At 43.8% G+C, this 14,042-nt stretch carries 13 protein-coding genes and 1 pseudogene; 11 read left to right on the top strand and 3 right to left on the bottom strand.

From position 1 onward, the window contains the following. The first annotated feature begins 128 nt into the window (after nt 1-128). The 8 genes from BA724_RS01615 to arsC all read left to right on the top strand — a co-directional run bounded on the left by BA724_RS01615 (nt 129) and on the right by arsC (nt 7,878). Complete coding sequence (locus BA724_RS01615) at nt 129-1,313, top strand: glycerate kinase family protein (protein WP_069936964.1); 1,185 nt, start codon at nt 129-131, stop codon at nt 1,311-1,313. Further along, nucleotides 1,310-2,743 (top strand): SLC13 family permease, encoded by a 1,434-nt coding sequence (locus BA724_RS01610; protein ID WP_069936963.1) that lies wholly within the window; start codon nt 1,310-1,312, stop codon nt 2,741-2,743. The genes BA724_RS01615 and BA724_RS01610 overlap by 4 nt, the downstream gene beginning before the upstream one ends. Nucleotides 2,744-2,756: 13 nt before the next feature. Continuing rightward, the gene (locus BA724_RS01605) at nt 2,757-3,434 is read left to right on the top strand and encodes a response regulator transcription factor (protein WP_069936962.1); all 678 of its coding nucleotides are present in this window, start codon (nt 2,757-2,759) and stop codon (nt 3,432-3,434) included. A 4-nt stretch (nt 3,435-3,438) separates the two neighbouring features. Further along, the gene (locus BA724_RS01600; protein ID WP_069936961.1) at nt 3,439-4,788 is read left to right on the top strand and encodes a sensor histidine kinase; all 1,350 of its coding nucleotides are present in this window, start codon (nt 3,439-3,441) and stop codon (nt 4,786-4,788) included. Between the two features lie 3 nt (nt 4,789-4,791). Then, the gene (locus BA724_RS01595) at nt 4,792-5,679 is read left to right on the top strand and encodes a PepSY domain-containing protein (protein WP_069936960.1); all 888 of its coding nucleotides are present in this window, start codon (nt 4,792-4,794) and stop codon (nt 5,677-5,679) included. Between the two features lie 101 nt (nt 5,680-5,780). Next, complete coding sequence (locus BA724_RS01590; protein WP_069936959.1) at nt 5,781-6,128, top strand: ArsR/SmtB family transcription factor; 348 nt, start codon at nt 5,781-5,783, stop codon at nt 6,126-6,128. A 16-nt stretch (nt 6,129-6,144) separates the two neighbouring features. Beyond that, entirely contained in the window at nt 6,145-7,443 is a 1,299-nt protein-coding gene (locus tag BA724_RS01585) for an arsenic transporter (protein ID WP_069936958.1), read from the top strand. Between the two features lie 15 nt (nt 7,444-7,458). Continuing rightward, entirely contained in the window at nt 7,459-7,878 is a 420-nt protein-coding gene (gene arsC / locus BA724_RS01580; protein ID WP_069936957.1) for an arsenate reductase (thioredoxin), read from the top strand. A gap of 211 nt (nt 7,879-8,089) precedes the next feature. On the opposite strand, the pseudogene BA724_RS17750 reads toward arsC, so the two are convergent. Beyond that, a pseudogene (locus BA724_RS17750) lies at nt 8,090-8,332 on the bottom strand (SDR family oxidoreductase); the annotation flags it as partial. Nucleotides 8,333-8,522: 190 nt separating this feature from the next. Between BA724_RS17750 and BA724_RS18415 the strand changes: the two are divergent. Both BA724_RS18415 and BA724_RS01575 read left to right on the top strand, forming a co-directional pair. Further along, a complete protein-coding gene (locus BA724_RS18415) occupies nt 8,523-8,696 on the top strand; it encodes a hypothetical protein (protein WP_169818473.1) in 174 nt (57 codons plus the stop codon). 87 nt (nt 8,697-8,783) lie between these two features. Beyond that, nucleotides 8,784-9,638 carry an MBL fold metallo-hydrolase gene (locus tag BA724_RS01575; RefSeq protein WP_069936956.1) on the top strand — a complete coding sequence of 285 codons (855 nt, stop codon included), beginning with the start codon at nt 8,784-8,786 and terminating at the stop codon, nt 9,636-9,638. 54 nt (nt 9,639-9,692) lie between these two features. Here the strand turns inward: BA724_RS01575 and BA724_RS01570 are convergent, their stop codons facing one another. Continuing rightward, nucleotides 9,693-10,883, bottom strand: a complete 1,191-nt coding sequence (locus tag BA724_RS01570; protein WP_069936955.1) for a chromate transporter — start codon at nt 10,881-10,883, stop codon at nt 9,693-9,695. A 283-nt stretch (nt 10,884-11,166) separates the two neighbouring features. Here BA724_RS01570 and bcaP point away from each other — a divergent pair, with 283 nt between their 5' ends. After that, nucleotides 11,167-12,564: a branched-chain amino acid transporter BcaP gene (bcaP, locus tag BA724_RS01565; RefSeq protein ID WP_069936954.1), complete on the top strand. Its 1,398-nt coding sequence runs from the start codon at nt 11,167-11,169 to the stop codon at nt 12,562-12,564. A gap of 56 nt (nt 12,565-12,620) precedes the next feature. Here bcaP and BA724_RS01560 read toward each other — a convergent pair whose 3' ends face one another. After that, complete coding sequence (locus BA724_RS01560) at nt 12,621-14,015, bottom strand: amino acid permease (RefSeq protein WP_069936953.1); 1,395 nt, start codon at nt 14,013-14,015, stop codon at nt 12,621-12,623. Nucleotides 14,016-14,042: the final 27 nt, after the last annotated feature.

Here is a 14,042-nt window from a genome sequence, read left to right as displayed (position 1 = left end):
TTAATAAAAATATTTTCTAATATGATAATGTAAAATGTTTTTCTCATTAAATCTTAATGATTTTCTTAGAAAGCATTAGGAATTGTTGGCTATTGTAATCGTAATGAAGAAAACGAGGAGGAAATACGATGAAGGTAGTTATGATTCCATCGGGATTTAAAGAGTGTATGGATGCGAATGAAGTAGCTGTAGCAATGGAAGCAGGGGCAAAGCGATTTGATCCATGCATTCAAACGGCGCTTGTGCCGATGATGGATGGCGGGGAAGGTTTTGCGAAAACGATAGTGGCCATTAAAAACGGTGAATTAATTCACAAAAAGATAACCGGTCCGACTGGAGAACAGATTGTCAGCCATTACGGGGTTTATGTAGAAGGCAATGAGCGAACCGCCGTTATCGAGATGGCTGCAGCTGCCGGGCTGAAGCTTGTGCCGAGAAATGCGCGTAATCCTTTGAAAACAACGACATACGGTGTGGGCGAGCTAATTCGAGACGCGCTTTGTCTTGGAGTCGATCGAATTATGATTGGATGTGGTGATTCAGGAACATCTGATGGCGGGGCAGGTATGGCACAGGCACTCGGGGTGCAGTTCTTAAATAAACATCATGAAGTCATTTATGTGACCGGGGGAGAAGATTTGCTTCACGTTCAATCCATTGACTTGTCCATGATAGATCCAAGGCTGAAAGACACCCCAATTGATGTAGCGTGCAACTGGACAAACGTTTTATGCGGTGAAAAAGGTGTTGCTCGTGTATTTGGACCTCAAAAAGGAGCGTCTCCCAGGCAAGTACAATTATTAAGTGATGCATTTGATCATTATGCGAAGCTAATTGAGAATGAAATAGGGATCCAAGTGGGACATATGCCAGGAAGCGGTGCATCTGGCGGACTTGGTGCGGCCCTTCTCGCTTTTACACCTGCGATTCTTTATCCGCGCTTTGACCTGATTATGGAATTTATTCAAATTGAGGATAAAATTGTAGGTGCTGACCTTGTTATTACAGCGGAAGGCAGCATCGATTTTCAAACGCCACAAGGCAAAATTCCGTGTGAAGTCGCCCGTATTGCGAAAAAACACGGTATTCCAGTCATTGCTATTACGGGCACAATCGGCCGTGGAGCCGAGCTGAATTACGAAGCAGGTATTGATGCGTATATAAGCATTATTCAAAAGCCGGCGACACTTGAAAAAGCAATTTTTAAAGCGCCGCAATGGATTGAAGAAAGTGTGGATTGTATATTGCGCCAAGTATCGATCGGAATGAAAATCGGCGTTAAACAAACGGTGCGTCAGGAGGAGAAAACATGATACAGCGATCTGCTTTGCGGGCAAAGAGAAAGCCGTCGCTGATGGAACAGCTTGATCGATATTCGACGCGGATGCTGTCCATTACAGCTTTGCACGTTTTTTACGCGCTTATGATTGTGTATATTGATCCTCTTACGTACAGCGGAAAAATCGTCCTTTTTTCTTTTTTATCCGCAATGACCCTTTGGATAGCTACAAAAATACCAGCGGGGCTTGTTGCTGTAGGAGTACTCGCTTTCGCCATTTTAATGAGAGCATCAGAGCCGGAGCTGCTTTATTCTTCTTTGTCGGAGGAAGTGGTCTGGCTGATGGTCGGTTCCTTTATAATTGGGGAAGCGGTCAAGCAATCGGGACTGGCCGAGCGGTTCAGCCGGATGATTCTTACTAGTGGTCATTCGGTTTTGGGCCGTTTAGCATCGCTTTTAGTACTGTCCGCCTTTTTTATCCCATCGACATCAGGACGAGCCGCACTGTCAATACCGATTATAAAGCAGCTGCGGCATTCTATTTCAAAACAGGAAAATGAAGCCCTGGCCATTATGGCGCCGGTTATCATTTTAATGAGCACGTCCGCTACATTAATTGGTACAGGCTCTCATTTGATTGGAATAGGATTATTGGAAGCATCGGCAGGTGAAACCATTTCATTTGTGCAATGGCTTGTTTGGAGTGTTCCGTTTACCGTGACCGTTACGCTTTTATCGTATTATGTAATGAAATGGCAGCTTTGGCCGAAAAGAGCACGAAATGATGAAAGTTTAATAATAGAAGAAACGCGTATCGAGCCTTTAAAAGAAAAAGAGAAAAAAACAGTCTGGCTTATTGGATTGATTGCCATGGCATGGATGACAGAAGAGTTACACGGATACGATCTTGGTTTTACAACGATTGTCGGTGCCTTACTGTTTATGCTGCCGCGTTTTGGCATTATGACGTGGAATCAAGGAGTTAAATCGGTTTCATGGAACTTAATTTTGTTTGTGGCTGCGGCGGCGGCACTTGGCACTTTGCTCGTTGAAGCAGGCGTTGTCGTTTGGCTTGAGCGAGAAATTATGAGTATTTTGCACTTATTTACACAAATGCCAGAATGGTTTATGGTAGTAGTAATTTTGTTGGTGACAACGACAAGTCACCTTTATATTACGTCGCATACAACCCGCGCGATTGTCTTTATTCCAAGCTTGATCCTGTTTGGACAAGCTATTAACGCGAACGTGACGAGCGTTGTTTTTCTAAGTTTAATCGGCATGAATTACTGTGTAACATTTCCGGTCAGCTCCAAGGCGCTGCTGATTTTTTATGAAGAAGGCGAGGTTTCCTATGAAGCAAAGGATTTGCTCAAAATCAGCTTGTATTTGCTGCCGCTTTATATCATAGTAATGCTGCTGTTTTACTTTACATATTGGAGCTGGACAGGTCTGTCAATTTGAACGAGGTGAAAAAATGAGCGGTCATATTTTAATTGTAGAAGATGATGAACAAATTGCGCGTGTTATTCAGCTGGAGCTTGAATATGAAGGGTTTCAGACAAGTACAGCTTACAACGGCCGTGACGCCCTGGCTGTTATTGAGAAGGAAGCGGTTGATCTTGTCTTGCTGGATGTCATGATTCCAGAGTTGAATGGCATGGAAGTGCTTCGCCGCATTCGATCGATCAATGAATCTTTAATTATTATTATGCTGACAGCGCGCAATTCGGTTTTTGATAAAGTAAGCGGTCTTGATGCCGGAGCAAATGATTATATGACTAAGCCATTTGAAATCGAGGAATTGCTGGCGAGAATTCGTTCACATTTGCGGTTTCACGTGAAACAAGCAGAAGAAAATGTGCTGTCTATCCGGCACGTAACCATTTATCCCAATACGCGCGAAGCATTTGCAAATGACAAAGCTGTCGAGTTAACGCCGCGTGAATATGATTTGCTGCTTTATTTGGCTCTCAATAAAAATCATGCGCTTGAACGCGCCCAAATCTTAAATGAGGTATGGGGATATGACTATTTTGGCGACACAAATGTCGTTGATGTCTACATCCGCTATCTCCGTAAGAAACTGCATCATACAGAAGCGGCGCCTCTCATTCAAACGGTTCGAAGCGTCGGTTACATGATAAAGGATTGAAAGAATGAAACTTGGTACACGTATCCAGCTGTCGATCACAGGATTAATTGTTTTTCTTTTGCTGACGGCCAATACGGCCATTTATTTGCTGTTTGAAAGCCGCAGTATTTCCTCGGAGCAGGACCGGCTGATCGGGATTGCCGAAACAGTCATTAAAAAATTAAATTCACGTGAGGACCAAACAACCGAGCAGGTGCTTCAAGCATACTTAATTAGCAACGGACTTATTCGTATCGTGCTTGAAGACGGTACACCAGTTGACCAAGTATCAACCGACAAAGATTTTTTCTTTATTCAAACTGCTTTTAAAGACGATCAATTCGAGCAGGTGATCACATTTCGCGACGCCCGTTTTGCTGTCATATCTGTGCCGGTCATTGGCGATGATGGAGCGGTTATCAATTTGCAGATCGTCGAAAACATCGACCGTCTCTATGAAACAATCGATGATTTGAAATGGGTGCTGATTGTGACGTCTATTGTTTTGGCATTCGTGTTGTTTCTAGTAAGCTGGTTTCTCGGCAAGTGGATCTCAAGGCCAATTCAAGAGCTGACGTACACGATGAAAACAATTGAAGAAAATGAATCATACGAACGAATTGATGTGAAAAAAGAAACAAAAGATGAGCTGACCATTTTAGCGTCAACGTTTAACAGGATGATCGATCGGCTTGAAGCAAGCTACCTAAAGCAGGAACAATTTGTTTCGGATGCTTCTCATGAGCTGAAAACGCCTCTCACCGTTATTTTCAGCTATATAAAGCTTCTCCGGCGATGGGGAACAACCCGGCCGGACGTGATGGAAGAAGCGCTGTCAGCGATTGAATCAGAATCAAGCCGGATGCGTTATTTAACGGAGCAGCTTTTGCAGTTAGCAGTGTCAGAAGAGCTGATTGAAAATGAACGGGGAAAAATGAACATCTCACCACTCGTTGAACAGACAGTAAAACGGCTTCGAGTCATGTATGAAAATGACATTCAATACACCATTCAAAGGCCGGTCATCATGGCTGATGTGCATGAACAAAGCTTCGTACAATTGCTGATAATCTTGCTTGATAATGCGAGGAAATACAGCGACGACGTCATTCACGTGTCACTCAATCAGGATCATGAGGTCATTCAGCTTCAAGTAAAGGATTACGGCATTGGCATTCCGAAAGAAGCGCAGCCATATATATTTGACCGGTTTTACCGAGTGGATAAAGTGAGAGGCAGAAAAACGGGTGGCTCCGGGCTTGGCTTGTCAATTGCGAAACGCATTGCCGAGCAGCACGGCGGCATGATTAAGATGAGCAGCATGGAAAAGGAAGGATCTGTCTTTACTGTGCTTTTGCCCAAATCGGAGGCGTAAAGAATGAAGATGAAATTATTTTTGATCGCGTTTATCTTTATTGGTCTTGTTGTTGTTTTATATAAGGGATATATCGTTGAACGTCCGGCAGCGGTGTCAGAAGCAGAAGCAGAATCGCTCGCCGTATCAACGTATGACGGTGAAGTCCAGTCAATCGAGTGGAATAAAGACAGGCAGGTATATGAAATTGTGCTTGAAAATGATAAAGGTACCTACGCATTGTCTGTTGACGGACAGTCGAAAAAAGTTAGCAATGTAAAGCTGCTTGAGAAGAGCGAAACCACATTGACACTTGATGAAGCGAGAGAACAAATTAGCAGAGATTCAAATGGTGTAGTTACATCGATTAGTGATATAACGGGTGATGGAGAACCGAGAGCGGAAGCAATAGTGGATAAAAATGGAACAAACTACCGGTTTGTCTTCAACTTGGAAACGGGAGAAACTGTCTCATCTGATGAAATCAAAGTTGCGGACGCGATGTCGGTCCCGCAAGAAGCAAAACCATCTGTTGTTTCAGAACTAACTGCGAAAGAGGCCGCCGCTCGTGAAGTGGATGGAAATGTCACCAGGATTGAAACGGTTGAAACAAACTCAGGCGATCATTACAAAGTGACAGTGGAAAATGATGGTGGAGGCGCTCACGTATATGTCCAGGCTGCTACCGCAAAAGTGTCGTCTATTTCGCGATTTAACCATGTAAAAAAGGAAGCGCCTGTTGAACCAGAATCAAAACCCGTTAATGCTCCATCAGCACCGGCTGCTATGCCAAAAGCAGAACCAGATCCGGAACCAACCCCAGCCTCCGGACCATCCGCTCCGGTACAGGATGACGAGGATGATCAGGATGATCAGGACGACGGGGACGATGCTCAAGACGATGATGATTGACTTCATAAAAACCCATTCAGTTATGTTGAATGGGTTTTTATATTCGCAATTGCTTATATAAGCACATTATTATATGATGATTCAAGACAGGAGGAATGATCATGAACGCTGGTATAACATTGAATGTTCAAAAAACAGCGCACGTATTAAAATTGCTGGGCGATAAAACCCGCTTAACAATGATGAAGATGCTTCAGTCACATGAGTGCTGCGTCTGCGAGTTTACGGCACTATTTGATATGAGCCAGCCAGCCATCAGCCAGCATTTACGTAAAATGAAAGATGCAGGCATCGTCCAGGAAACACGCCGGGGTCAATGGATTTTTTATTCGCTGAATCCGGATAGCGAATACGCCAAGCTTATTGAAGATTTATTGAATCACCTGCCGGATCAACAGGAACGGTTTGGAGAGCTGGAAGCGCAAGGACGGCGCATTTCCTGCGAGTAGAAAGGAGAAAGAAATTTTGTTTTCAGTTATTGCAGCATCTCTTATTTTTTTAGTTACACTTATCCTTGTTATCTGGCAGCCAAAAGGGTTGTCGATCGGCTGGTCAGCATGCATCGGGGCAGCGGCTGCCTTGATTGTCGGCGTTGTTGATTTTGGCGATGTGATCGATGTGACATCGATTGTCTGGAACGCGACTTTAACGTTTGTCGCTCTTATTTTAATTTCGCTTATTTTAGATGAAATCGGCTTTTTTGAATGGGCGGCGTTACATATGGCGAGAGCCGCCGGCGGAAATGGCGTGAAAATGTTTATATATGTCATTCTGCTTGGTGCGGTCGTCGCAGCGCTTTTCGCCAATGATGGTGCGGCGCTGATTTTAACACCGATCGTATTGGCAATGGTGCGCAACTTGCAGTTTGAAGAAAAAATGGTCTTTCCTTTTATCATGGCAAGCGGATTTATTGCGGATACGACGTCACTGCCGCTTGTTGTCAGCAACCTGGTCAATATCGTTTCGGCGGATTTTTTCGGCATCGGTTTTATTGAATACGCGTCACGGATGATTGTGCCGAACTTTTTCTCATTAGGTGCCAGTATTTTAGTACTGTACTTGTTTTTCCGCAAAAGCATTCCGAAAAACTATAGCTTGTCTGACTTGAAGGAACCTGCATCCGCCATTAAGGATATTAAAATGTTTCACTTGTCCTGGTATGTGCTCGGCGTGCTTCTTGTCGGCTATTTTGCAAGTGAACCGCTGGACATTCCAGTGTCGATCATTGCGGGTATTGTTGCCATTTTCTTTTTATCGATGGCAAGAAAAAGCCCCGCTGTTCATACAAAAGCTGTCGTAAAAGGTGCGCCGTGGGCAATTGTTTTTTTCTCGATCGGGATGTATGTGGTCGTGTATGGCCTGCGAAATGCGGGCTTAACAGCCGTTTTGTCTGATATGATTCAAGCGACAGCCGACCAAGGGTTATTCGCAGCCACAATCGGAATGGGCTTTATCGCGGCGATTTTGTCATCGGTCATGAACAATATGCCCACCGTCATGATCGATGCGCTGGCGATTGCTGATACGAATACGGCCGGGCCGATTCGTGAAGCGCTTATTTACGCGAATGTGATTGGTTCGGATTTAGGGCCGAAAATTACCCCAATTGGTTCTCTTGCGACGCTTCTATGGCTGCATGTATTAAGCTTAAAAGGCGTGAAAATCTCATGGGGCACTTATTTAAAAACAGGGATTATTTTAACCATTCCGACACTCTTTATCACACTTGTCGGCTTGTATATCTGGTTACTGATCATTTTATAAAAGGAGAGGATTTACATGTCAAAGAAAACGATTTACTTTTTATGCACAGGAAATTCATGCCGGAGCCAGATGGCGGAAGGCTGGGCGAAAAAATATTTAGGCGATGAATGGATTGTGAAAAGCGCCGGTATTGAAGCACATGGCTTAAATCCAAACGCTGTGAAAGCAATGAACGAAGTAGGTATTGACATTTCAGATCAAACATCGGATATTATCGATCCGGACATCTTAAATAACGCGACACTTGCCGTGACATTATGCGGCGACGCGGCAGATAAATGTCCGGTGACACCGCCATCTGTTCGACGCGAGCATTGGGGATTTGATGATCCGGCAAAAGCGCAGGGAACAGACGAAGAAAAATGGGCGGTATTTCAGCGCGTCCGTGACGAAATTGGAGAGCGGATTGAGCGATTTGCAAAAACAGGAGAATAATTAAAATGAAAGAGGCTGTCCTATAAATCAAGTACATCTGGATTTTGGGGACAGCCTCTTATTATTCACCTTTTCTCGCTAACGCCGAAAAACTGGGTTTTTCGGCGTTGGTATATATCTTTCCGGCGCAATCAGAAATATATCGGCGTTCACTCATACTAGGCCAGCATACCGAGTGGATAATAGGCTTTTAGAAATCCTCTTTTACTCTGAGTTCTTTATGTCCAATAAACGCGACAACGGAGGATGTATTAATAATCGAACTACCTGCCTCTAAGTATGGAAGGGCGGCCCGGGTTGTGTAGAAGTGGGAATAAATATTTACTTTAAAGGTGTCATCAAATTGTTCATCCGTAATATCAAGCAGGCTTAATTGCTGAAACTGGATCCCCACGTGGTTACATAGAATATCAAGCTTTCCAAATGTTTTAATGGCCTTTTCTACGATGTCAATATTTGAAATGACAATTCCTCCTTACAATAAATAAGAGCTGACATCACTTTATGTATGATGGATGTCTGCTGTCGATGAATCGCAGCTTCAATAAAAGATTTTGATAAAAATGAATTTTTTCGGGATAGACGCAAGCTGGCGGGGTATTTGAATAAAGTAAGGAAAGACGAAGCAGGAGGGAGGCAATATCATGCATTCTGGTCAAGTTGATTATGAAGTAAAGCTGTTGCTGGTAAACGAGTCAGATGAAAAAGAAGAGATCGTCTATACGGCGGCCCCTTCCACTTATCATGTGCCTAAAGCGGGTTCGAGACCCCCCTATTACTGTAATCCGAGATATGATTGGTCCTATACGATTATTTGAAGAATGAGCTTGTAAATTCCCCGTAAATAGTCCATCAAAAAAGAGGAATACTATCTATTAGTCATTTATGATAATGGAGGATAAAAAATGGACCAAAATATGAAATATGGCAGTGATTATAAACCTGTCCCCGCTACTTCTATAAAAAGCGGCCAGTCGATTGAAGTACTGCCGGAGTTGTTCTGTCATACAATTCAAATCGTCAATATTTGTTTGGCTGGAAATCCGGAAACAAAAGAATTTGTATTAATTGATGCCGGAATGCCTGGTTCTGCAAACGAGATCGTTTCAGTTTCCGAAAAATATTTTGGCGCAAACAGCCGCCCGAAAGCCATTATCCTGACACACGGTCATTTCGACCATGTAGGGGCAATTATTGAGTTAGTGAAGCATTGGGAAGTTCCTGTTTATGCACATGAATTGGAAATTCCTTTTTTAACAGGGCAAACGAGTTATTCTGAACCAGATCCAACCGTAGAAGGAGGCATGGTCGCTAAAATGTCTTCGCTGTTTCCAAATGAACCGGTCGATTTAGGAAGCAATGTACGGAAGCTGCCAATGGATGGAACGGTGCCGCATCTGCCGGATTTTCGCTGGATTCATACCCCCGGGCATTCACCGGGACACATTTCCTTGTTTAGAGAAAAAGACAGGACGCTGCTGGCGGGAGACGCATTTGTAACAGTTAAACAAGATTCTCTTTATAAAGTCTTAACACAAAAACAGGAAGTGAGTGGACCGCCACGGTACTTTACCACTGATTGGAAAGCTGCGAAGGAATCTGTGCAGGAGTTATCAAGCTTGAAACCGGCTGTGGCCGTTACGGGACATGGATTGCCGATGGCGGGAGAAGAGTTATCCAAAGAGTTGGAAAAATTAGCTCAAGAATTCGACAACATTGCCATTCCGGACTATGGAAGGTATGTTGATAAAAAGCAGTGAAGTTCCAATTAGAAAAAAGACTGTCTCTTTTCATGCGGAGACAGTCTTTTTTCTTTACGTAAATAAACGAAGCAACGCGCCGCCAAGAGCACCAACAATGACTACTACCCATGGGGAAAGTTTCCAATACATAAGCATACTGAACAAGATAGCAGCGAACACAAAATCAATCGCATCGACAATGGTGCTTGTCCAAATCGGCGTGTAAAATGCAGCAATCAAGATGCCGACAACCGCTGCGTTTACTCCCATGAGCGCACCTTGAATATTTGGATTGCGGCGAAGTGTGTCCCAGAAAGGGAGAGCGCCGAGAATCAACAGAAACGCCGGAAGAAAAATCGCAAATGTTGCTAATAATCCACCCTGCCAGCCATTAATAAGAGCACCAATATAAGCGGCAAATGTAAAAAGCGGTCCTGGTACTGCCTGAGCGGCTCCATAGCCAGCTAAAAATTGCTCAGCTGTCAGCCAGCCGGCCGGCACAAATTCACGTTCTAACAAAGGAAGCACCACATGACCGCCGCCAAAAACGAGCGCGCCGCTTCGATAAAAGCTGTCAAACAGAGCAATCCAATTTAACGATGTTGCTTCCCGCAAAATCGGCAAAAGAACAAGCAGCGCAAAAAAGAGAACAAGACAAATCCCGCCAAACGTCCGGGAAAGCGGAAAAGCAAATGAAGGAGACGAGTCTATTTTATGATCTTTGTACAGGAGAAAGCCAATGAGTCCGGCGATCACAATGACACCGATCTGCGTAAAGGCAGTCTGCCATAATAGAACAATTCCCAACACGGCGAGTACAATCGCTTTTCGTTTTAAATCCGGCGCCAATTTCCCAGCCATGCCAAGAATCGCATGGGCGACAACAGCCACGGCCACAATTTTCAGCCCATGAATCCAGCCGGCGTCGGCAATATCCACCTCCTGAAGTACAAGTGCAAAAACAATTAACGCAATCACAGAGGGCATTGTAAAACCTAGAAACGCCAAAATGCCGCCAAGAACGCCGCCACGCATAACACCAATACCGATCCCAACCTGGCTGCTTGCCGGACCAGGGAGAAATTGGCACAGCGCGACTAAGTCAGCGTAGCTTTTTTCATCCAGCCATTTGCGCCTGCGTACATATTCTTCATGAAAATAACCTAAATGGGCTACCGGGCCTCCAAAAGACGTAAACCCAAGCCGGATTGAAACAAGAAAGATTTCCATTAGCTTGCTGAAACTGGTTTTTTGCATCGTCATCTCCTTTAGTCGTTACTTTCTTAAGCAGTTCACCTGTTTTTTTATTCCTAAATTAAAAGTAGCATAAATTTTTAAATTCTTTCAAGACATGCAATTGCATCTTTACAAAACATTAAATTACTCAGGTGTAGACACGGATAAAAGAGGGGGTAAAGACTTTATATAAAGCGAACTAATCAAACGTAATTTTTTAGTTAAATTTTCAAGAAATAATTTTGAATTTTTTGTTGCTAATTATACTATTACTCTAATATAATAAATTTTCAGAAAGTGAGGAAAAAATATGAGTAATTCTTTGTTTCGCAAAAAAAGTATTAAAGATTTAATAGATGGACCCTCTAAAGGCAATACATTAAAGAAAGAACTGGGTGCATTTGATTTAACCATGCTGGGAATCGGCGCCATTATCGGAACAGGTATTTTTGTTTTAACGGGCACAGGTGCCTTAACAGCGGGGCCGGCGCTTATTATATCGTTTGTCATTGCCGCTCTTGCCTGCTTGTTTGCCGCTTTGTCTTATGCGGAATTTGCGTCAACAGTTCCCGTTTCCGGTTCTGTTTACACATACACCTACTTGACGCTTGGTGAATTTATCGCTTTTATGATCGGGTGGGATTTAGTACTTGAGTATTTACTGGCGGTAAGTGCTGTATCAGTTGGATGGTCTGGCTATTTCCAGTCATTGCTTGCAGGGTTCGGGCTGCATATCCCTACTGCTTTAACAGCGGCTCCGGGCACGATTGAAGGAACGACAACGTATTTTAATCTTCCGGCATTTTTAATTGTTATGCTGATTACGTTTTTGCTTTCGATTGGCGTTAAGCAATCGAAGCGGGTCAATAATATCATGGTTATCATTAAAATTGCGGTTGTGCTGCTGTTTATTGTGGTTGCGGCTGGATATGTAAAGCCCGCTAACTGGGACCCGTTTATGCCATTTGGTTTTGATGGCGTTTTTGCGGCTGCGGCGCTCGTCTTTTTTGCTTTTATCGGGTTTGATGCCGTCGCATCTGCTGCGGAAGAAACAAAAAATCCAAAAAGAGATTTGCCGATCGGGATTCTTTCGTCCTTATTTGTTTGTACCCTGCTTTACGTTACTGTTTCAGCTATTATGACGGGTGTTGTTCCTTTCATGCAATTTGAAGGAGTCGCTCATCCGATTTCGCTGCCTTTACAGGTTTCCGGTCAAAACTGGGTAGCCGGTGTGATCGATCTTGGAGCAATCCTCGGTATGACAACGGTCATGCTCGTTATGTTATATGGACAAACACGGGTTATGTTTTCTATGTCAAGAGACGGGTTAATGCCGCCGATTTTGTCGAAAGTGCATAAAAAGTATCAAACACCTTATGTTGCTACATGGTTTTTCGGGTTAATTGCCGGGCTGCTGGGCGCGTTTATTTCTCTTGATGAACTGGCAAAACTTATTAACATCGGAACTTTGTCCGCGTTTATTTTAGTGTCAGTGGCCGTTATTGTGTTGCGGGTTAAACAGCCTGATCTGCCGCGTGCTTTTCGTTGTCCGGCTGTGCCGCTTGTGCCTATTTTGGCCATTTTGTTCTGCGGGTTCTTAATTCTGCAGCTTGGCGCGGAAACATGGATTCGCTTTGCTATCTGGCTGGTGATCGGCGTAGTCATTTACTTTGCTTATTCAAAAAAACGCTCTAAATTAAATCAGTAATAAAAAATCCGTCCCGAAAACCGGGACGGATTTTTTAATATACGCGCCGAAGCACATTATTTAACCAATCGAAGACGTATAAGAAGAGGGTAGAGAACAACCCCTAACAAAAACAATCCCATGCCTAACGAAAAAGTTGTCCAATCAGCCGTACCGGACTTGATCACCCATATAGAGTAAATAAAAGCGAGTGCCGCTATTATTCCGTGGGGCAAACGCGACTTGTCTCCCGGTTCGTAAATATCTCCTTTTAATGAAAGCTTTAAAAGGAACAACGCTGATACTAAGTAAGGAATCAAGTAAGCAAGTGTGGCAGATGTCGTTAAAAACGTATATGCTTCACTGATTGTGCCGGAAATTGTTGAGAAAATAAAAATTTGTGACATCATATTTGTGGCCGTTAAAGCCCGAGCCGGACTTCCTTTTTTATTTAACTTGGCAAAATAAGATGGGAAGATGCCTGTTTTGGCTGCGTTGTAAGGCACCTCTGAACTAAGCAAAATCCATCCGATGGTTGAACCGAACAAGGAGATTACCGCCAGGAGAGCCATCACAGTCGCTCCAGTTTCCCCAATTAAAACAGAAAGAGCATCAACAAACGGCTTGTCAGATGTTTTTAATACTTCCTGAGGCAATACACCCATAATAATGAGCGTAAGCGCCATATAAATAACAAGTGCAATCAAAAGGCCCAACACCGTAGCGCGTCCGACATCACGCTGAGACTTGGCGCGTCCTGACAGGATGACGGCAGATTCGATGCCGACAAAAGCCCATAATGTAGAAATCGCGGCCAGGTTCATCTGGCTGAACAATCCGTGGGACACGCCTTCACTATCCACTATCGGCGTATATAAATCCCCGAAATTTGATAACTGAAAAACAAACAAAGCGGCTGTAATAAACAGCATAAATCCAATCACTTTTGAGGCGGTTGCGATAAAGTTTAATTTACCAGCACTTTTAATGCTTGTGATCAAGATAAGATGAGTGCCCCAAAGCAATAAGCTGCAAACAACAAATGTCAAAACCCGCCCGAGTGCAATTTCCTGAGAGCCTGCTGAAAAAAGAATATGCTCACTTCTCATCACAGGGAAGAATGCAGACAAGTAGCCGGCAAAGCTGGTGATAATGGCTACATTGCTGATCCAGTTGGCCACCCAGTAACCCCACACCATAGAAAAACCGGCTGTTTTTCCATACTTCGGTGACTGAAACAGCGCCTGTGCATAGCTTTGCGGCCCGCCGGTTAAGTCAGGCTGGCGGACGGACAATGCGTTAAAAACGAGCGCAATCATTAAAACGCCAAAGCCGGTCAGAAGCCAGGCAAGTGCTACTCCTAAAGGGCTGGCCATTTGCGCCAGCGTAGTTGGAAGCATAAAAATGCCGGAACCGACCATATTCCCAACAACAATCGCTGTCAGAAGCCACAATCCCCATTTTTTCTCCATTTCTTTTCCTCCTAAATAAAAAACACA

Source organism: Domibacillus iocasae (assembly GCF_001750285.1).
Taxonomy (GTDB): domain Bacteria; phylum Bacillota; class Bacilli; order Bacillales; family Domibacillaceae; genus Domibacillus; species Domibacillus iocasae.
Note: the sequence above shows the minus strand (reverse complement) of the source record. Positions and strands in the feature narration are given on the sequence as shown.